Origin of the sequence: Kaistella soli (genome assembly GCF_019038595.1) — a bacterium.
GTDB classification, from domain to species: Bacteria; Bacteroidota; Bacteroidia; order Flavobacteriales; family Weeksellaceae; genus Kaistella; species Kaistella soli.
On record NZ_JAHOPF010000001.1, the window covers coordinates 192,474 to 213,130 of the forward strand.

13 protein-coding genes are annotated in these 20,657 nt (G+C 38.6%); 9 read left to right on the top strand and 4 right to left on the bottom strand.

Annotated elements, in window-relative coordinates; genetic code table 11:
* Positions 1–71: 71 nt before the first annotated feature.
* Positions 72–2,087 carry a M3 family metallopeptidase gene (locus tag KSK37_RS00910; RefSeq protein WP_217198898.1) on the bottom strand — a complete coding sequence of 672 codons (2,016 nt, stop codon included), beginning with the start codon at positions 2,085–2,087 and terminating at the stop codon, positions 72–74.
* A 123-nt stretch (positions 2,088–2,210) separates the two neighbouring features.
* Between KSK37_RS00910 and KSK37_RS00915 the strand changes: the two genes are divergently transcribed.
* The 6 genes from KSK37_RS00915 (at position 2,211) to KSK37_RS00940 (ending at position 8,679) form a co-directional block, all read left to right on the top strand.
* On the top strand, positions 2,211–2,729 hold the full coding sequence (locus KSK37_RS00915) for an SRPBCC family protein (RefSeq protein ID WP_246566130.1): 519 nt from the start codon (positions 2,211–2,213) through the stop codon (positions 2,727–2,729).
* Positions 2,730–2,943: 214 nt separating this feature from the next.
* Positions 2,944–3,999 (top strand): DUF6263 family protein, encoded by a 1,056-nt coding sequence (locus tag KSK37_RS00920; RefSeq protein WP_217198900.1) that lies wholly within the window; start codon positions 2,944–2,946, stop codon positions 3,997–3,999.
* Positions 4,000–4,037: 38 nt separating this feature from the next.
* Positions 4,038–4,262: a hypothetical protein gene (locus KSK37_RS00925; RefSeq protein WP_217198902.1), complete on the top strand. Its 225-nt coding sequence runs from the start codon at positions 4,038–4,040 to the stop codon at positions 4,260–4,262.
* Positions 4,263–4,319: 57 nt separating this feature from the next.
* The gene (locus KSK37_RS00930; RefSeq protein WP_217198904.1) at positions 4,320–6,881 is read left to right on the top strand and encodes a YfhO family protein; all 2,562 of its coding nucleotides are present in this window, start codon (positions 4,320–4,322) and stop codon (positions 6,879–6,881) included.
* Between the two features lie 109 nt (positions 6,882–6,990).
* A complete protein-coding gene (locus KSK37_RS00935) occupies positions 6,991–7,317 on the top strand; it encodes a GxxExxY protein (RefSeq protein WP_246566136.1) in 327 nt (108 codons plus the stop codon).
* A 72-nt stretch (positions 7,318–7,389) separates the two neighbouring features.
* On the top strand, positions 7,390–8,679 hold the full coding sequence (locus KSK37_RS00940; RefSeq protein ID WP_217198905.1) for a glycosyltransferase: 1,290 nt from the start codon (positions 7,390–7,392) through the stop codon (positions 8,677–8,679).
* Positions 8,680–8,777: 98 nt separating this feature from the next.
* Here KSK37_RS00940 and KSK37_RS00945 read toward each other — a convergent pair whose 3' ends face one another.
* The gene (locus KSK37_RS00945) at positions 8,778–9,758 is read right to left on the bottom strand and encodes a PLP-dependent cysteine synthase family protein (RefSeq protein WP_217198906.1); all 981 of its coding nucleotides are present in this window, start codon (positions 9,756–9,758) and stop codon (positions 8,778–8,780) included.
* 66 nt (positions 9,759–9,824) lie between these two features.
* A complete protein-coding gene (locus KSK37_RS00950; protein WP_217198907.1) occupies positions 9,825–11,054 on the bottom strand; it encodes an ABC transporter permease in 1,230 nt (409 codons plus the stop codon).
* A 4-nt stretch (positions 11,055–11,058) separates the two neighbouring features.
* Between KSK37_RS00950 and KSK37_RS00955 the strand changes: the two genes are divergently transcribed.
* The gene (locus KSK37_RS00955; RefSeq protein ID WP_217198908.1) at positions 11,059–12,255 is read left to right on the top strand and encodes an exo-beta-N-acetylmuramidase NamZ family protein; all 1,197 of its coding nucleotides are present in this window, start codon (positions 11,059–11,061) and stop codon (positions 12,253–12,255) included.
* Positions 12,256–12,463: 208 nt separating this feature from the next.
* The gene (locus tag KSK37_RS00960; protein WP_217198909.1) at positions 12,464–16,060 is read left to right on the top strand and encodes a T9SS type A sorting domain-containing protein; all 3,597 of its coding nucleotides are present in this window, start codon (positions 12,464–12,466) and stop codon (positions 16,058–16,060) included.
* A 152-nt stretch (positions 16,061–16,212) separates the two neighbouring features.
* Here KSK37_RS00960 and KSK37_RS00965 read toward each other — a convergent pair whose 3' ends face one another.
* On the bottom strand, positions 16,213–19,446 hold the full coding sequence (locus tag KSK37_RS00965; protein ID WP_246566144.1) for a hypothetical protein: 3,234 nt from the start codon (positions 19,444–19,446) through the stop codon (positions 16,213–16,215).
* A gap of 154 nt (positions 19,447–19,600) precedes the next feature.
* On the opposite strand from KSK37_RS00965, the gene KSK37_RS00970 reads away from it, so the two are divergent.
* Positions 19,601–20,392 (top strand): T9SS type A sorting domain-containing protein, encoded by a 792-nt coding sequence (locus KSK37_RS00970; RefSeq protein WP_217198910.1) that lies wholly within the window; start codon positions 19,601–19,603, stop codon positions 20,390–20,392.
* The last annotated feature ends 265 nt before the right edge of the window (positions 20,393–20,657 follow it).

The following is a 20,657-nucleotide window of genomic DNA, read 5'->3' on the forward strand; positions in this document are numbered from 1 at the left end:
CTGCGTCATCTGCCAGTTGTGAAAATCTAACTGGGCGGTGACGCAGATGAAATATTCTTTGAGTTCAGGCTCTATCCAAACGCTCTTTTCAGCAGACTTTCCACTTTCGGTTCGCTTCCTCTGAAATTTTTGTAAAGCTCCATCGGATCTTTTGTGCCTCCTGAAGAAAGCAGGATTTTATATTTGGCGGCGATTTCCGGGTTGAAGATTCCATTTTCTTTAAAATACTGAAAAGCGTCCGCATCTAAAACTTCTGCCCATTTGTAGGAATAATATCCTGCCGAATAACCGCCCTGGAAAATATGTGAAAAACTTGTGCTCATCGCGGTTTCGGGATTTGACGGGTAAAGATTTGAAGCTTTAGTTTCTTCCACTTCGAAGGTTTTGATGTCGCCTACTTTATCTGCGTTGGTGTGGTAAGCGATATCCAGCATTCCGAAACCAAGCTGTCTTAAAGTCTGGTAACCTTCCATGAAATTTTTAGAATCTGATATTTTCTGAATTTTTTCGTCCGGCAAAATTTCTCCGGTTTGATAATGTTTAGCGAAAGTTTTCAGGAATTCTGGTTCGTAACAGAAATTCTCTAAAAACTGCGACGGAAGCTCAACAAAATCCCATTTTACGGATGTTCCAGAAAGGTTCGGATAGGTAGTGTCAGCTAAAACGCCGTGCAGTGCATGCCCGAATTCATGGAAAAGCGTCGTCACTTCCTGAAAAGTCAGTAAGCTTGGCGTATCTGCGGTAGGTTTAGAAAAGTTGCAAACCACTGAAATGTGCGGTCTTGAATTTTCACCGTTTTTCTTGTACTGGTTTTTAAAACTCGTCATCCACGCGCCGGCTCTTTTTCCTTTTCTTGGGAAATAATCAGCGTAAAGAAGCGCTTTGAAAGTTCCGTTTTCAAAAATTTCGTAGGTTTTTACTTCGCCGTGGTATTTTTGAATTTCATTGGTTTCGACAAAACTCATTCCGAAAAGTCTTTCAGCTAAACCGAAAACGGCTTCCTGAACTTTTTCAAGCTGAAAATAAGGTTTCAGTTCTTCATCATCAATATCGAATTTCTGTTTGCGTAGTTTTTCAGCATAAAAAGCATGATCATAACTTTCCATTTCCTCAATTCCGTCTGCTTTTGCAAGAGTTCGGAGTTCTTCAATTTCTTTTTCAGCGTAAGGTTTTGCTTTTTCAAGAAGTTCATTTAAAAACAAAGTAACCTGATCGGGCGATTTGGCCATTCTTTCTTCCAGAACGTAATCAGCGTAATTTTTATAACCTAAAAGTTTCGCTTTTTCCTGCTTTAAACTGATGATTTCTTTAATTAAATTCTGGTTGTCGAATTCATTATTATTAAATGATTTTTTTCCGTTTGCCAAAGCGAGTTCTTTTCTGAGTGCTCTGTTTTCAGCATAAGTCATCAGCGGAAGATAGCTTGGATACTGTAAAGTGACCACAAAACCTTCAAGATTTCTTTCTTTTGCTTCTTCGCGGTACTGCTGAAGGATAGGCTGGGGAATTCCGGCAAGATCTTTTTCTTCCGCAATGTGTTTAAAATAATTATTGGTTTCCGCCAACACGTTCTGCCCGAACTGAAGCGATTTTGTAGAGAGCTCAATGCTGATGTTTTTAAATTTTTCTTTGTCCGCATCGTTCAGCAAAGCGCCGCTTCTTACAAAACCTTTGTAAGTTTCGGTAAGGAGCATTTGCTGTTCTTCGTTGAGATTGTATTTGCCCTTTTGGTCATAGACTTTTTTTATTTTTTCAAAAAGCGCGGAGTTTTGAGAGATCTTTGCAGAGAATTCAGTTAAAAGCGGTGAAACTTCCTGAGCGATTTTCTGGATCTCGTCATTGGTTTCCGCTGAATTTAAATTGAAGAAAATATTAGAAACTACATCGAGTTTTTCGCCGGAAAAAGCAAGTGCTTCAATCACGTTTTCAAAAGATGGCTCAGCAGGATTTTTCACAATGTCATCGATCTCTTTTTCCGAAACTTTAATCAGTTCCTGAAAAGCCGGCAGAAAATGTTCTTCTTTAATTTCAATGAAAGGTGCGGAATGATATGGAGTCTGAAAAGGTATCAATAATGGGTTTTGCATATATAAAAATGTTTTATTGTTTCCGGTTTCGGAAATGAAACGCCGAAACGGTTGATTATAAAAGACAAATTTACTTAAAAATAAATTTTATATTTGTTTTACTAAATAACTAAAAAATAACTTATGAAAACTTTTTTTAAAATTATTCTTGCTATTCTTGCCGTGCTGATTATCGCGATGTTGGTCGTGGGCAAGGCTTATCATTATGAGAAATCGATTGTCATCAATGCTCCTGTAGAAAAGGTTTATGGAAATGCCAGCTCGATGAAAGCCTTCAACCAGTGGAATCCGTGGATGAAACTTGATCCGAATTTAAAGGTGGATTATTCAGGAACTTCAGGCGCGGTTGGTGATAAATACTGCTGGGTTGGAAATAAAGAGGTTGGTGAGGGCTGTCACGAAATTACAGCGTTGGTTCCCAATCAGAAAGTAGGAACGAAAATGCTTTTCAAAAAACCGTTTGAAAGTGACGCAACGTCAGATATTTTGTTTACACCCGAAGGAAATACTACAAAAGTAACCTGGAACATGGATTGCGAACTGGATTATCCGATGAATCTGATGAAGTTTTTTATGGACGGACAGATGGATAAATCTTACGGAGGCGGATTGATCAAACTTAAAGAAATTTCTGAACAGTAAATCATAGACATAATATGAGCCGGGCTTTTGCCCGGTTTTTTTATTTTAAATAGATTCTTATTTAAATATTATGCTGCATGATTTTGAGATTTAGTTCAATTTTTTTTTGATGTTTGAAATGACCTTGAAATAATTACCTTAAATTTGTCGTTGATACCAAAAAAGTAAACTTTTTAAGGGTTAAATTAGATACAGAACATCACAAAAAATTTTAATGAAAAAATTCACTGCCATCGCGCTTATTTCAATAGCATTGGTTTCCTGCAAAAAAGAAACTAAAACCATCACCAAAGTTGATCCCGAAACGGGAAAAACCGTTACCGTAGAAGTTCCTGTACAGGATTCGGCGAAAGCTGAAAATTCTGCAGTTTCAGCGGCAGCGATTAAAGATTCTTTAGGGGTTTATAAACAGTCTTTCAAACTCGAAAAAGGGAAAACTTACCCGCTGATTACTTACCAGAAAGACGTTCAGACGATGACAGCTCCGGACGGTAAAACCCAGAGCGGAACCAGCGAAACTACCGACGAAATGTCTTTCACGGTAAACGGTTTCGACAAAGGAGTTTACGATATCACCATCAACCTTTTGGGGAAAAGAAATTCACAGTCAGCAAACGGAAAATCCATCGTTGTGGATACCAAACTGGCCGAGCCAAAGGAAGAGCAGCTGAAAATGATGTGGAAAGTAAACAAAGCCCTCGTAGGAAACAAACTGAATCTTAAAATGGATGAATCCGGAAAGGTGATTTCAATAACAGGTTTCGATGCAGTATATCCTAAAATTTCAGCTTCTCTGGGAACTGTGATTAAAGATGCGAAACAGAAAGCAGCGTTTGTAAACAGTTTCAAAGAAAGCTTTAACGAAAAAATTCTGAAAGATCAGTTTTCGAAAAATTTAACTTTAATTCCCGCAAAAGGAGCTAAAATTGGAGACAAGTGGTCACAAAGTGAAAATGCCACACCGGACGGAAAAATAAAACTGACCACGAATTACACCCTGAAAAGTGTTGCAAACGGTGTCGCTACCATTGCGGTTGCAGGCGGAATTCCTCATAAATCTGACAAGAAAACTCAGGAAGGAATCACCAGAAGCATGAGTTCCGAACTGTCACAAAACGGAACCATCACCCTTGACCAGAATACCGGATGGATTAAAAACCAGCATATCACTGTGAAAACCACACAGACAGAAACCCTTTCCGACGGTAAACAGACACAGAGCATGAAAAGTGTTTCCAACTCGACTGTCGTTGTAAACCCTGCGAAATAAGCACATTACTAATGGCTAATTAATTATTTCCCATAAAAATGAAATATCTTTTAGAATTAATTCTTGCAACCATCATCATCTTTTTTCTCTGGAATATTTTAAAGAGAATGTTTTTTACGGCTTTTTATAAATTTCCGAGACCGGAAAATAAGGAAAACGCTTCTGCGCAAAAATCTAAAAAGAATCTGGATTCCAAAATCAACTGGGATGCGGAAACGGTGGATTACGAAGAAATTAAGGAAAACGACGAAACCAAAAAATAACACAGAACCCTTTTGAATCTAAAAATTTTGAAAGGGTTTTTACTGATAAAACTAAACATGGCAAAAAATAAAAAACTCATTTTCATTATCGGAAGTATTGTTGCTTTTGTAATTCTGGCTTTGATTTATGCAAATCCTGTTCTGACAGGAAAGCAGCTCTTTCAGCACGACATTGTGCAGTATAAAGGCGGCGCAAAAGAATTGCTGGATTACCGAGCCCAGAACGGCGAAGAAACCTACTGGAGCGATTCCATGTTCGGTGGAATGCCGACTTATCAGATGGGTGCGCAGTTCAAAGGCGATATCATTAAAAACATCGATACGCTCCTGAATTTTTTACCTAAGCCGGCAAATTACATTTTCCTTCTTTTTTCAGGGTTTTTTCTCCTTGGAATGGTCGCGGTAAGAAACTGGAAATATGCACTTTTGGGCGCTACATTCTTCGGGCTTTCAACGTATTTTTATATTGCACTTGCAGCCGGGCATAACGGAAAAATCCATACGGTTGCTTATTTTGCGCCGCTTTTGGCAGGAATACTTTTAGTGTATATCCGTAAAAAATATATCATAGGATTTATTGTAACTGCGCTTTTTATGGGACTGCAGATTGCGGCCAATCACCCGCAAATGACGTATTACCTCTTCATTGCGCTTGGATTTTTATTCCTTTCCGAGCTCATCCGCGCCATACAGGGCAAAACCGACTGGAAACATTTTGGTATTTCCTCCGGAATTCTTGCTTTGGCTTTTGTACTGGGAGTAGGGATGAATTCACAAAGAATCATGGCCAATTCGGAATATGTGACCGAAACTGTCCGCGGTAAACAGATCCTGAATAATAATATTCATTCCTCAGACAAATCGGGGATGGATAAAGAAAGCATGCTGATGTGGAGCTACGGTAAAATGGAGACGTTAAACCTTTTCATTCCCCGTTTAATGGGCGGATCCAGCACTGAAGAAGGTTCTGACCGAATGATGAACCGCGTGCAGGAAATGGTGCAGGAAAATGTTTCCTCGCAGGAGGAAATGAACAGAATTTCCAGAGGTTTCGGTTCGCTGACCTATTGGGGAGAACAGCCGGGAACTTCCGGGCCTGCTTATCAGGGAGCGGTGGTTTGTTTTCTTGCGGTTTTAGGATTTTTCTTCGCGTGGAAAAAGTACAGATACTGGATTTTGGGCGCATCAGTGCTCACCATTCTTTTGGCGTGGGGAAGTAACTTCATGATTCTCTCGGACATTTTTATTGATTTTGTTCCTTTTTATAATAAATTCAGAGCGCCAAGTTCTATTTTGGTTGTCGTTGAACTGTTGTTTCCTTTAATTGCAATGATAGGACTTTACCGGTTTTTCAATTCTGATGAAACTACGGGAACCACTTCTGAAAACATCTTAACAGAAGATTATAAAAAGAAAATTCTAACTTATGTGAGCGCTGGAGTTCTTGGAATTATTTTTTTATTATTGATTTTCGGAAAACCGATTTTAGGATTTCATACCAGTAATGAAAAAACATACCTTCCGCCGTTCCTTCTTGATTTTCTGGTGGATGAAAGATTTAAGATGTTCCGTATTGATGCAATAAAGGCATTGATCTATGTTGGAATTACCGCTGCGGTACTGTTTTTAGCGCTTAAGAAAAAACTGAATCAGAATATTGTGATTGCAGTGATCGGTTTGGTAAGTCTTTTCGATTTATGGAGCGTGAATAAACGCTATCTGAACAATGAGAATTTTATCGATAAAACTTTTACTGAAAATCCTTTCCAGACGGAAAATTCAGAATTACTGATGCAGAAAGTAGGTGATAACAGCAATCTTCAGTCGCTTCTCGCCAATGCGAATGTAAACAGAACTTTAGAAACGATTGCCGAAAAAGACAAAACACATTACAGGATTTACAATCAGGTTTTGGGAACTTTCAGCGAAACCAACACTTCGTATTTCAAGTCTTCGGTCGGAGGATATCATGCGGTGAAACTTCGTCGTTACGATGATCTGATCAATGAATATTTCAGCAAAATGGATACGGTAAAAGTGCCGCGGATTCTGAATATGCTGAATACGAAATACATGATTTTCGGAGATGCAGAAAAACCGCAGGCGGTGGTAAACCCTCAGAACAACGGAAACGCCTGGTTTGTTTCTGAAGTGAAATTTGTGAATTCGCCCAATGAAGAAATTAAGCAAATCGGTGAAGTGGACACGAAGAAAATTGCCGTGGTTTCTAAAGCCGATCAAAAATATTTCGAGGGAAAACCGCTGCAGGCAGATTCTACCGCATTCCTGAACTTAACAAAATATCAGGCCAACGAACTGGTGTTTAAAACCCAGTCGAAAACTCCTCAGCTGGCTGTTTTCTCTGAAATTTACTATCCAAAAGGCTGGAAAATGATGATTGATGAAAAAGAAGTTCCTTATATCAAAGCAGATTATTTATTGCGTGCAGTACATGTTCCGGCAGGAAATCACACGGTAAAAATGATTTTTGAACCTGCAGTAATTCAAACCGGAAAGTTGATTTCGATGATTGCGTTTGGGATTTTCTTAATATTGAGCGGTGCAGGGATATTCTTTCTCTACCGCAAAAGAGACAAAAGAAATATCGAGAATATTTAGTGATCCAAAGATTTAAAAAGTTTTATGATAACCCAAAAATACATCACTGATCTTACCTACAGAATAAATGGAGCTTGTATAGAAGTTCATAAAATTTTGGGGGGCAGGTTTGGCTGAAATAGTTTATCATAAGGCTTTGGAAAAAGAATTTGAGTTGAGAAATATTCAGTTTAAATCTGAATTTATAATTCCGGTTAGTTATAAAGAAGAAAATTTGAATTGTGATTTTAAATGTGATTTTTTAATAGAAGAATTAATTGTCTTAGAGATAAAATCAGTGACTCAAATTTTGGATATTCATAAATCTCAGGTTCTTAATTATATGAATTTATTAAAAGTTCCTAAAGGTATTTTGGTCAACTTTAATGTTAAAAATCTGTATCATCTCGGACAGGAAACTTTTATAAATAAATATTTTGATGAGCTCCATTCATAACATTGTATTTTGCAGTCTTTTGAATAACTGAGTCACAATAAAATCTTTTGTCACTTTTGCGGTAAAACCTCAATGGAAAATAAAAAAATCTTAATTATCACCTATTACTGGCCGCCTGCAGGCGGACCGGGAGTTCAGAGGTGGTTGAAATTTGTAAAATATCTTCCGGATTTCGGGTGGAAGCCTACCGTTTTTATTCCCAAAAATCCGAGTTATCCGATTATTGATGAAACGCTTGCTCAGGAGGTTTCCAAAGATTTGGATGTAATTAAAACCAAGATTTGGGAGCCTTACCAAATCGCGGAATTTTTTGGGAAAGACAATAAAAAATTCAAAGCCGGCCAGTTTGATGTCGGTAAAAACCAAACCTGGAAATCCAGACTTTCGGTTTGGGTACGCGGCAACTTTTTTATTCCTGATGCGCGGGTATTTTGGGTGAAGCCTTCGGCAAAATTTCTGAAAGAATATTTAAAGGAGAATCATTTCGATGCGTTTGTAACGACTGGTCCGCCGCATTCGATGCATTTGATTGGTCTGGAGCTGAAGAAAGAATTTCCGGATCTGAAATGGATTGCTGATTTTCGCGATCCCTGGACCGAAATTTCCTATTACAAGCATTTAAAACTGACCAAATCTTCAGATCAGAAGCACAGGGATCTGGAACAGAAAGTTTTTGAAACCGCTGATATTACGTTAGCCACAAGCTACAGCGATGCTGAAAATTTCCGGAAGAAAGGTGCGAACGCATTTTGTATTACCAACGGTTTTGATCAAGTGGATTCGGAAATTCAGATTAGCGGGAGCAAAAAACAAAAATTCACCTTGAGTTATATTGGAGTTTTAGAGCAGCTGAGAAATCCCGCAGTTCTTTGGCAGGTTTTAAGTGAACTTATTCATGAGAATGCTGATTTTAAAAATGATTTCGAACTGAAGTTTGTCGGCAGAATTGACGATAAAATTCTTGCTGAGATAGAAAGTTCCGTACTTAAAAATTCGGTCAAAAATTTAGGATATTTAGCACATTCTGAAGCGAATATTGAAATGCAGTCTTCCGATTTGCTTTTGATGACGAATTTTCCAAATGAAAGTTCCAAAGGAATAATTCCCGGGAAGATTTTCGAATATTTGGCTACCGGAAAACCGATTGTTTCTTTTGGTCCGAAAGACAGTGACGTAAAGAAAATTCTGGAGGAAACCAACGCCGGAAAACATTTTTCTTATGAAGATTCGGAATATTTGAAGTTATTTATTTTGGAGAAATATAAGAACTGGAAATTGGGTTTAATTACTTCAGACACTCAAAATATTGAAAAGTTTTCCCGAAGAAATCTGACGGAAAGGCTTAGTGAAATTATCTCCTAACTTAAAAAGATTTACAACCGAAGTTGTTTCGGCAATTGGGTTCAATAAAAAATCCGCCTCAGTTTTGAGACGGATTTTTTAGTTGTGCTTAATTGATATTATAACCAACCCATTTCCTGCATCCACTCATCATTGTAGATTTTTCCTACATAACGCGAACCGTGATCGTGAAGCAAAACAACAATAACATCGTCTTTTGTGAACTGATCTTTCATCTGAACTAAAGCAGCGATCGCACTTCCCGCAGAATATCCGCAGAAAATACCTTCTTCTTTTGCAAGTTTACGGGCGTAAATGGCGCCGTCTTTATCGGTTACTTTTTCGAAATGATCAATCACAGACATATCGTAGTTTTCGGGAATAATATCTTCTCCGATTCCTTCTGTAACGTAAGTATAAGCGTGATCGTAATGAATTTCGCCGGTTTCGTGAAATTCTTTTAAAATAGACCCGTAGGTATCTACTCCGATCACTTTTATATCAGGGTTTTTCTCTTTAAAGAATTTTCCGCATCCTGTAACAGTTCCGCCTGTTCCTGCACCAGCAACGAAATGCGTCAGTTTTCCTTCGGTCTGTTCCCAGATTTCCGGAGCAGTCTGCTCATAATGCGCCTGTCGGTTTGATAAATTATCATACTGATTGACATACCAGCCGTTTTCGGTTTCAGCCGCCAATCTCTTGGAAACGGAATAATAGGACCGCGGATCGGTAGGTTTTACATCCGTAGGACAAACGATTACTTCAGCACCCACAGCTCTTAGGATATCACATTTTTCTTTCGACTGTTTTGAGTTGGTTACGAAAATACATTTGTAACCTTTAACGATTGCTGCAAGAGCAAGTCCCATTCCCGTATTTCCGGAAGTACCTTCGATAATCGTTCCGCCGGGCTTCAGTCTGCCGTCTTTTTCAGCATCTTCGATCATTTTTACGGCCATTCTGTCTTTCACTGAATTTCCGGGATTGAAAGTCTCCACTTTTGCAAAAACCAAAGCCGGAAAATCTTCTCCTAAAACTTTGTTTAGCTTAACAAGCGGTGTATTTCCAATAGTTTCGAGGATATTTTTAGCGTATTTCATTATAAAATTTTTAATTTTTAGGAGCTACAAAAGTAGCGATTCTTTTACTTTCTCTGTTTCCTGCTTTTAATTATACTTAATCGCTTTTACAGGAGAAATTTTACTGATCAGATAACTCGGCAGAATAAGTGCAACGGCCGATACAGCAAGAATTCCGAGAGAGATGGAAAGAATATAGAAAATATTGATGTCAACCGGAACCGTGCTCAGGTAATAGTTTTCGGGATTGAGTTTAATCACTCCAAAATATTTCTGAATCAGTAGAAATCCAAGGCCGATAAGGTTTCCGAAAATTAATCCCGGAATCATGATCATTAAGGTATAATTAATAAAAATCGTCCGGATCTGTCCGTTCGTGGCGCCCAAAGTTTTCAGCATTCCGATGGAGTTTGTTCTTTCTATAATTAAAATTAAAAGCACCATCACAATATTAATAATCACGACAACCAGCATGATGAAGATGATGAGCGCAATATTCGTGTCGAAAATCGCGATAAAGTCCATAATCTGTGGATATTCGTCGGTTGCCTTTACGGTGTAGTTTTTGTAACCTGCCAATTCGTCTATTCTTGGAGCGTCTTCGTCAATGTAATTAATGTCTTTAAGAAAAACGTCAATTCCGCCGATTTCGGAAGCTTTCATTCCCTGAATTTTACGTGCGTGATTGATTCCTCCAATGATAAACAGGTCATCAATCATTTTGATGTCGGTTTTATAAATTCCCACTACCTCAAATTTCCGGTAAAGCGGGCTCTGATTTTCTTTGGAAAAAATCGCTACGATGCTGTCCTTTACATTCAGGTGAAGGTCATTGGCGATCTTTTGTGAAATACAGATGTCACTGTTAAAGCCCTTTTCCGTGAAAGCGGGAATTTTCCCGGCGACTAAAAACTTCCTGAATCTCGCAGAATCGAAATCTTTACCGACACCTTTAAAAATAATCCCTGAAAAATTATGTTCATTGCGCAGAATTCCGCTTACAGCAATGTATTTCTGCGTACTGGCCACATCCGGAAGTTCGCCGATTTTTTTTAGCTGAAGTCCTTCATTACTCAGAACTGAGGAATTATAGGAATTGTTGGATTGTTTTGATTTAATGGAAATATGTCCCGAAAAATCGGCCATTCTTTCTTTAATTGCTCTTTTGGATCCGAGACCCGTAGAAACCGTGATCAGCGAAACGATAACGCCCAAAGCCACAGAAAGCCTGCCAATAAACACAATAATCCGTGAAAGATTATTTTTGTTATCTTTGGAAAAAGCAATTTTTTTAGAAAAATATAACGGAAATTTCAAGCGGATGATTTTAACTGCCAAAATTAAAGATTTACTTCTTATTGTGCTAATTTATTTTGGTGTTTGCCAAATGAATTTTGCCCAAAACATTGATAAAAACTGTTTTAAAACCGGCGCCGACCGACCCGAACTTTACCTTCCTCTGCTCAAAAACAAAACCATCGCGGTGGTCACCAACCAAACCGGACTGATGAAAGACAGAACCTTTCTGGTAGATTTTCTGGTGCAGAATCATATTAAAATTAAAACCATTTTTGCCCCGGAACACGGCTTCCGAGGTGATGCTGATGCCGGCGAACACGTGAAAAACGGCGTAGATGCCAAAACCGGAATCCCGATTGTTTCTCTTTATGGCGACAATAAAAAACCCAAAGCTGAACAGCTGAAAGGTGTAGATATCGTTCTTTTTGATATTCAGGATGTAGGTGTTCGGTTTTATACTTATATTTCAACTTTAACCTATGTGATGGAAGCGGGCGCTGAAAATGGAGTAGAAGTGATGCTTCTGGACCGACCAAATCCCCACGACGGTTATACTGACGGCCCGGTTCTCAAAGACCAGTGGAAAAGCTTTATCGGAATGCATAATATTCCTGTAGTTTATGGCTTGACGATGGGCGAGTACGGAAAAATGGTGAATGGAGAAGAATGGCTGAAAAACGGAGTTCAGGCAAAATATACTTTAATTCCCATGTTAGGTTACCATAAAAAGCAGCGCTATGGGGTGTCCGACAAGCCTTCACCGAATTTGCCGAACGATAAAGCAATCAACCTTTACCCGAGTTTATGTTTCTTTGAAGGAACTCAGGTTTCAGTAGGCCGCGGAACAGATTTGCCGTTTCAGATTTATGGCAGTCCATGGACGAAAAATATGCCTTATCAGTTCACTCCTAAACCCAATTTCGGAGCTAAAGATCCTTTCCTGAACGGTAAATTATGTTATGGGGAGAATCTTTCAAATTATCCAGCAGATCTAAGAGACCTTAACATCGAATGGCTTTTGAATGCTTATAAAAACTATAAAAATCCAACTCAGGATTTCTTTTTGAAAAACCTTTTCTTCGATAAGTTGGCGGGAAGTGATGAGCTGAGAAAACAGATCATCGCCGGAAATTCTCCCGAAGAAATTAAAGATTCCTGGAAAAAGGGCTTGGAGGATTTTGAAAAAATCAGGATTAAATATATAATATATGAGGATTAATGATATGTTTTGTGTGAGTCATTTAATTCTTCAGTAATCAAACTTCTGTTTCAGGAGTTTTTTTATTTAGATTTTCCCGACAGGAAGGATGTTTTAAAGATTTCTTATTAATATAATCTGTTTTTTATCAAAAATATATTCAAATAAATTTTGTTATTAATAATGTTTGTTTAAATTTGGTAACAGTTTAATATAAATAACAAACCTTATGAGAGAAAACTACAATGTTTCTGAAAATTCGTTAGATATGACGTATTTCAGATCCCCTCTGAAGATTGCATTATCCTTCTTTTTGTTGGGGTCAGCCTTCACTTTGTCACATGCTCAAAATTTGCGTGCTGCTGAAAATCCATTGGCTTTAGCAAAGCTGAGTTATAACGAGCAGTACAATCAGGCTGCGCTGAAAATGACGCCTTCTCCGGTAATAAAAACAACATCAAAAGGAGTTCCTGCTTTGAATGGAGTTTATACAGTTGGAGTTGGCGGTAACTTTACGACGCTTTCTGCTGCTGTAGCCAGTTTTAATGCTTCGCCGATTACCGGCCCGGTAACATTCAGTTTGTTGGATTCCACTTATCCATCTGAAACTTTTCCTATTGTTATCAACGCGAATGCTGGTTCCAGTGCCACCAACACATTAACTATTAAGCCTGCGGCAGGAGTGGATGCAACCATTTCCGGCTCAGCTCCTGTTCTTTTGAAAATTAACGGTGCTGATTATGTTACTGTAGATGGAAGTAACAATGGCAGCGGAAGTGATAACTTAGTACTGAATAACACCTATCCAAATGGTGCCGATCTACCTGTTTTAGCTTGGGTAGCCAGTACTGCTACGGATGGTGCTGATTACGTAACACTGAAGAATATCAAATTTTTGGGTTTTGACCCTTCCAATACTATTGCGGGTGTCTTGGTTTCAGGTCCAACTTTAGGTGGAGCGGGAACAATTCCAAATAATTATCTGAAAGTGGAGAGTAATACCTTTAACAGAGCTCAAAATGCAATGTTTGTCATCGGGTTGGCAACCAATCAGGATGATGGAGCGGTTATTAAAGATAATACCATAGGTTCATCAAATCCTCTGGAAAGAATGGGTTTCAGGGGTATTGCCGTGCAGAATGCCAAAAATGTGATGATTAGCGGAAATATGATCAATGGAGTAAGTACTTCTTCTACATCTACCTCCTCGGGTATTCTCGTAGGTGCTACAATTAACAATATTACCGTAACCGGTAACCAGATAAATGATGTAAGCAATACGAATACAGGCGGTTATGGTTCTAATGGAATTTATTCCAACGCTGCAACAGGATCCACAAACGTTTTAATCTCCAATAACTTTGTAAGCAATATTTACAGTTATGGTTACCCTTCTCTTGGAGGTGTGGGGGATAACGGTCTGGGAATCGCAGTCGGAGGAGCAGGAACAGATATTAAAATCTACAACAATACAGTGTCACTGAACACCAATCAGACAGTAGCAGGAAGACCTGCAGCACTGAATATTCTCAGTACAGTAACTGCTGGTGCGGTAGATGTAAGAAATAATATTCTTGCCAATAACCAGACTACATCTGGGGAGCGTTATGCAATTTATTCCGGAGCCGCTAACACTGCTTTTGCTAAAATTGATTTTAACAACTATTCTACTACAGGTGCTAACTTAGGATTTATTGGTTCTGCCAGATCCAACTTAGCGGCAATTCAGGCCGGTTTTGGAAGTAATCTGAAATCACTGAATGTTACTCCTGTGTTTACTTCGGGAACAGATCTCCATATGACCGCTGCTAACAGTGCGCTGGATAACAAAGGAACTCCGCTTTTGGATGTTACTGTTGATATCGACGGTGCAGCAAGAAGTGCTACTAAACCTGATATGGGAGCTGATGAATTCAAAGCTTCATTAGCCGGAACTTATACCGTAGGTTCAACTGGTGATTATGCTTCATTGACAAACCCAGGCGGTGTATTTGACGAACTTAACCTTTCGGGAGCTACAGGCAATGTTACATTCGATATTACTGAAGATTTAACAGCCGAAACGGGAGCAAATCCGCTTAATCCAATTGTTGGCGGATATACAGTAACCATTAAGCCAAGCGGAGCTGCAAGGGTAATTTCCGGTACAATGGCTTCGAACGCTTTGATCAGAACAGCTGGAGCAAGTGGTGTCACTATCGACGGTTCGCTTTCTGGTGGTACAGACAGAAGTCTTTCGATAACCAATCTTAGTGTTACTGCACCACAGGTGGTAAGATTCGGAAGTGTAGGTACAGCTACAATGAGTAACAATACCCTTAAAAATACCATCATAACCAATGGTATCAATACTTCAACAGCCGTTGTAATTCATGACAATGCTCTTGCTGCTACAGCTGGGTATTTCAATAATATTACAATTAAAAATAACGTCATTAAGAAAGCTTATATGGCTGTTTACGCTGCATCCGCTGCTGTAGCGGGTAACGGAGGAATTACGGTAAGCGACAACGATCTGTCAACTGCAGGTGCTGATGCTATAGCTTTGGCGGGTATTTATGGACAGGGTCTTGATGGTGCAGTAATTCAAAACAACACTATTGGAAACTTTAATGCAACAGGTGCTTACGCGAGAAGAGGTATTTGGTTAGCAACAGGAGCGGTAAACAGTGTGGTGAGTGGAAACACAATTTCTAACATTAACTCTGGTGCAGCTGCTGGAAGCGGTGCAGTAGGAATTCTGGTATCAAGTACCAATGGCGGTTATAAATTAAACACCAATAATAGTATTGATAATAACAGTATTACTAATGTTTCTTCGGCTTCTACCAGTATAGTTGCGGGAATCCAGTTATTGGGTTCGTCAGCAACCGTTTCTACCAGTGGAGTTTCTTTAACCAGAAATAAAATAACCAATATTAAGAATTCAAATTCCGGAGGTTATGCTTCAGTAGGAATTTATCTTAATGGATATTCAGTTGCAGCCAATGGAGGAGTGAATGTTATGAACAACTTCATTTCAGATGTTGCAAATTATGGTTACAATGGTACTTCGTATCTGGATAATGGAGTAGGTATTACGTTCAATGGAGTAAGTACAGGTTATAAAATTTATAACAATACCATTAACATGGCCACAAACCAAACTATACCAGGTATGACAGCTGCTATCAATGTGCCGTCTTCTATTACTGGAGCGGGAGCTATTGATCTTAGAAATAATATCTTGGTAAACTCTCAAACCACTTCTACCAGATATGCGGTATATAGCGCGGTACCGAACACCGTGTTCAGTAATATCGATAATAATGATTATTACAGTACAGGAAGTGTGGGCTATTTAGGTGGTTCTGCAAGAGCTACATTAGCAGACTGGCAGACCGCAACAGGTAAAGATGTTAACTCACTGAATGTATTACCTGAATTTATGTCTCCAACTGACCTTCACCTTACCATTGCAAATACTGCTCTGGATAATAAAGGAACAGCGCTTGCTGAAGTAACGATCGATATCGACGGTGATGCAAGAAGTGCTACAACCCCAGATATGGGAGCTGATGAATTTAGTATTGCTACTGCAGCAACTGAAAATGTGAAAGCAGGTGTTAAAATTTATCCGAATCCGGTTGTAGATTACGTAAACATCAACAACTCATCCAAAATCGAGTCAGTTGAAGTGTATAACGTAACAGGTCAGAAAATATCATCAAAAACATGGAACGCAAATTCCGGAACTGTTGATATGAGAAGCATGACTCCTGGAATGTACATTATCACTGTAAAATCAGGTAAAGATGTACACACTGTAAAAATTATCAAAAAATAATCAAACACAGTACAATAATTGAAGTCCGGCCTTTGGCCGGACTTTTTTATGTCTTAATGAGAAGGATTCCTTTCGCAGATATTTTTATAGAAAAGAATAAGTTACCGCTCTCATTTTTTATTCATCCGGTAAATCCTCGGCCAGCCTTCTAATTAAAAACTCGCTTTCACCTGCATCGATCCGATGTGAATGGTTCTATCTCCCGAATTTCTGCCTTCATAATTCACATTCAACTGAATAAAAGAATTGATGGACTGTTGTAAAAAAACCGACCAAACCTGGTTTTTCCCCGGCTTCAAACCGTCCAGCATCTGGTTCCCGACAATTGAAAAATTGTTTCCCGTAAAATCATTATTGATGAATGAAAAATTCCCACGCACAGAAGTTTTTCTTCTTTCCCACTGCAGACTTCCGGTAAGGTCGAAGGTTTTCAGGAATTCTTCGCCATCCGCTCTTTTTTTCTGCCTTAAAGCCGAAGAAAGTTCTGCCTGAATCGCTTCTGTGAATTTATAAGTCGCTTTCGGTTTGGTTTCGAAATTATTCAGAACATAATCCCGCGAACTGAAAAGCTGCGACGCATTTTCAATATGGTGAAGCGAATTTTCCCAGTCGACACGGAAATCTTTGCTGAACCAATATCCTAAATTCAGGAAATTGGATGTCTGCGAACGCTCTTCATTGCTGAAATTGGCATTGATTAAATTGTCATTCGCAATAAAACGGTAATTCCCGTTCCAGCCCGATTTTTCTGTCGGATTAAACTGTGCGGAAGCCAGAAAGTTCTGGTTTTTCAGAATTTGGTCTTCATTTTTTTCAAAAGGATTCAATACCAAAACTCTTTCTCTTTTATAAAAGGAATTCTGGGAATTCAATGAAATATTAAAATTCCAGCGCTTCAAAAACTGATTTTCAGAATTGAAAACCACTGATGGGTTTACAAATAACGCCAGCTGCATTTTGTTTTTATTCGACGGAATATAATTTACCGTATTCGTATAAACCCTGATGTATTGCGCCAAATCTGCATATTCAGCGATTTCAAATTCATCAAGCTGCTGTATTCCGTCACCGTTATAATCGGTCCATTTGTAAACGCCCTGTCCGTCGGTCACTTTGATGTACTGAAATTCCCTTTGCGCTTCCTGTCCGTTTCCAAGTTCATAAAAAGCCTGTAAACGCATTCCGTTTCGGAAAAGCTGCTGGTTATAAAGAATATTTCCGACCACAAAGTCCTGATTAAGATTGTCAGACACTTCCTGATTCTGATAATAAAATTTCCGGTAGTGAATAAGGGCATTCAAAGTGGTCTTCTCGGTTTTAATGATTTGGCTTTCTGCCATGATTCCCAAAATATGGTTCATGTTTTCCAAAGAATTATTACGCACGGAATCGTTATCGCGGAAATACATTCTTGTGAGCAGTTTTGTGCGTGCAGAATCACTGATTTTTTTCTGAATGAAAACTTCTTTCCAGCTGAAACTTGTCACATCAAGCTGATTGGTTTCATTGAAGTTTTTCACGTTATGCTCCATACTTCCGCCAATCGCCCAGCTTCCTTTTTCGGTAGAATATTCAGAAATTACTCCGCTTCTTACAAACTTCGTATCCTGAAAAACTGCTTTCGTATCGAGATAAGAAAAATTTCCTTTGGTGTTAAACTTTCCTTTAATCCAGCCAAAATCCAGATCATTTTTAATTCCGCTATAAGAATCTTTTTCGTCCAGATAATTGATTTTATAATTTAAAAATGAAGAATTGTTCCATTGATTCAAAAAGCTGAAAATAAAACGGTTTTGCGTAATCTGATTGAATTCCTGCGCCAAATTGAAATCGCGGGAAAATTCGACATCATTAATTCTGTCCAGAATATGAAACTGCGAATTGATATGCTGGAATTCAAAACTCGGAGTACCTTTCCAGTTGTTTGTAGTAAACATTTTATTCCCGAACACACGTCCTGCATACCCAATATTTTGATTGGAATCTTTCGATGAAAACAGATTCACATCAAAATTACTCAGCGAAACATCAGCACCGATCTTTCCGTCCTTCAGCAAAAATTCAGAATTAGCAGAAAAAACCTGGGTTTTCTGTGGCGAAGGCAGTTTCCGGACAGCTTTGTATTCGCCCATATTGTTGCCAACATACTCGAAAACGCGACCGTTGTTGGTAGTTTGTTTGATTCGGTAATCACCCAGATTCTGGCCAAAATACGTGAACGCCACCTGATATAAAGTTTCTGTCTGATCCGTTGAAAATTCATAGTAATTCCCGTTCGGATCTTGAATTAACTGGTAAAGAATTTTATTCACATCATATTCAGTAACCGTCCCGGACGGCGCATACATCAAATCTGGATTGTTGCCCGCATTGGCTAAAATCTGCTGATCATCCTTGCTTAAATTCAGGGAAAGCGGAGCGTTTTTATTGTCGTTTTCCATAAACCAGTTGAAGCCGTACCGCGCTTTTTCCCTTTCATGCCGGATGCCGCCCGTTACCAAAAATCGGGTGTAATTTCTGTTCGTGTAATTGTAGGAAATGGTAATAAAATTCTGTTTAAAAATTGGTCTGAAACTCGTAAACGTAATTTCTCCGGTATTATAATTAATGACATAATCCTGATTTTCGCCGCGCTTCATTAAAATACCGTCGATAAAAACCTGTTCGGAACCTGAAATGATGGTAATAAACTGCTCGCCGTTTTTGCCGGTAAGACGGTAAGGTCCCTGATTTCCTTCCACACCCTGAAAACGAATGCGGTGAAATTCACTTCTTGCAACACCGGCTGAAAGATCGACGAACGTTTTGTTTTCCTTCCCGAAATTGGTCTCAAACTGCATGCCCATGCTTCGCCGCTGAAATCTGCCGAAATACGTGTTCTCATCCAGCAAATCTAAATGACCCGCACGCAGAACCGACTTATCTTTAATATTGAGCTGCATGTAAATTTTGTCAAACTCTTCCAGAGTTTGCGTGTAACCGTCGGCCTGAATGGGAAGATTGTGATCGGAAATCGAAGCGAGAACCGAAACGTCTTTCGAAAGTTTTCCGGAAATCTGAAGATCCATGGAGCTTTGTACACTTTGTCCCTGGTTGTTCCCAAAAGTAATTCCGCGGATGATGGAGCCTTTGGAATTAAGGTCTCCGAGGATTTGGGAGCGCGTATTTTTTACAAGAACACCTTCGTCGACGATGATTTTATTTTGGGTTCTGATGAAATCAAGAGTGTCTCTGGAGAAAACATCCTTGTCTATTTTTGCCGCAACAACAGAATCTTTCTTGGTGGAGTCTGCTGGAATATTGGGATTTTTCCAGGTGAAAATCTGAGCATTGACATGAATCAATGCAGATAAAGTGAGAATGAAAAATAACAGTTTTTTAGCCAAAGTTCCTTTATGTGGGAGCGGTGTAAAAATAACGAAAAACACGCGTTAAAATTGCAGTTATATAATTAATACTAATTTAACAGTGTTGTTATGATTTATGTAAAAAAGATTGTAGTTTTGCCCGAGAAATTATTAATTATTAAATATTTAAAAAATGAAAAAATTCTATTCTTTATTTGCAGCCGTAGTTTTAGCTGTGAGCGTAAATGCACAAACGACTAAAACTTTAACAATCAATACCGCTAATATTGGAGGTACTACAGTTTTGCAAACAAGTAATTATGGTAGTGGTGCAGAAAGAACTTGGGCTACCAACAGTATTAATTTTGGAGGAAAAGCTATTACTGGTACTGCAGCAAATACACCTGTTACAGGTCCGGCTGGAGCACATATACAGTCACAGGGAAACAACGCGGTATTTTACAACGTTAGTGCTTTGCCTGGGAGAATTGTAAGTGTTACAATTAATTATGTTGGAACAGCAAGAAATTTTGCATTCAGCGGTGGTAATACTTCAAGATTGGTCAATAGTACAGCAGCGGATTATACTGTTACCGGAGGAACAGCAGTAGGTGCTGCAAGTTCTACAGGCTGGACCTCAACAGATTTTGAAGGTACAAATTATACTTATTTTGCAATCAAATCCGCTGTAGGCAACACTGCATACATAACTTCAATCGACATCGTTTACGAAGAAGCTACAATGGCTGTAGACAATGCAAGCGCAATCAAAGCAAACTTAGTAAAAAACACAGTGGTTAACAACGCGATTTTATTTGCTGCGAAAGCTGATGTACAGATTGTTAACATGAACGGACAGGTTGTAAAGTCTGCTTCTGTAAACGAAAATACTTCACTTGAAGTTGCTTCTTTACCAAAAGGCACTTATATCGTTACAGGTAACGTAAACGGTAAAGCAGTTTCCCAGAAAATTATCAAAAAATAATTTTTTACTGAAAAACATAGAAGCCTCCTTTTGGAGGCTTTTTTTGTTAATAAAACATAACATGAATCATGTTTTATTTGGGTATAATAATGATTAACTTTGTAGCAGAAAATACGAAGGGAGGAAATGGTAATCGCTGATGGTATAAAGGTGGAAGTCTTAGGTTTCTTTGAGGAGGGATTAACTTAGTGTTAAATTTTAAATCTTTTATTTTCAATCCAAAAAAATGTGTAATTTAGCAATCCAATTTTTAACAAAAAATTAA

Bases quoted from the DNA above. Each gene is read 5' to 3' on its own strand.
- KSK37_RS00970 (WP_217198910.1), top strand. From the start codon at position 19,601: ATGAAAAAATTCTATTCTTTATTTGCAGCCGTAGTTTTAGCTGTGAGC.
- KSK37_RS00915 (WP_246566130.1), top strand. From the start codon at position 2,211: ATGAAAACTTTTTTTAAAATTATTCTTGCTATTCTTGCCGTGCTGATT.
- KSK37_RS00925 (WP_217198902.1), top strand. From the start codon at position 4,038: ATGAAATATCTTTTAGAATTAATTCTTGCAACCATCATCATCTTTTTT.
- KSK37_RS00910 (WP_217198898.1), bottom strand. From the start codon at position 2,087: ATGCAAAACCCATTATTGATACCTTTTCAGACTCCATATCATTCCGCA.
- KSK37_RS00940 (WP_217198905.1), top strand. From the start codon at position 7,390: ATGGAAAATAAAAAAATCTTAATTATCACCTATTACTGGCCGCCTGCA.
- KSK37_RS00920 (WP_217198900.1), top strand. From the start codon at position 2,944: ATGAAAAAATTCACTGCCATCGCGCTTATTTCAATAGCATTGGTTTCC.
- KSK37_RS00960 (WP_217198909.1), top strand. From the start codon at position 12,464: ATGAGAGAAAACTACAATGTTTCTGAAAATTCGTTAGATATGACGTAT.
- KSK37_RS00930 (WP_217198904.1), top strand. From the start codon at position 4,320: ATGGCAAAAAATAAAAAACTCATTTTCATTATCGGAAGTATTGTTGCT.
- KSK37_RS00945 (WP_217198906.1), bottom strand. From the start codon at position 9,758: ATGAAATACGCTAAAAATATCCTCGAAACTATTGGAAATACACCGCTT.
- KSK37_RS00955 (WP_217198908.1), top strand. From the start codon at position 11,059: ATGATTTTAACTGCCAAAATTAAAGATTTACTTCTTATTGTGCTAATT.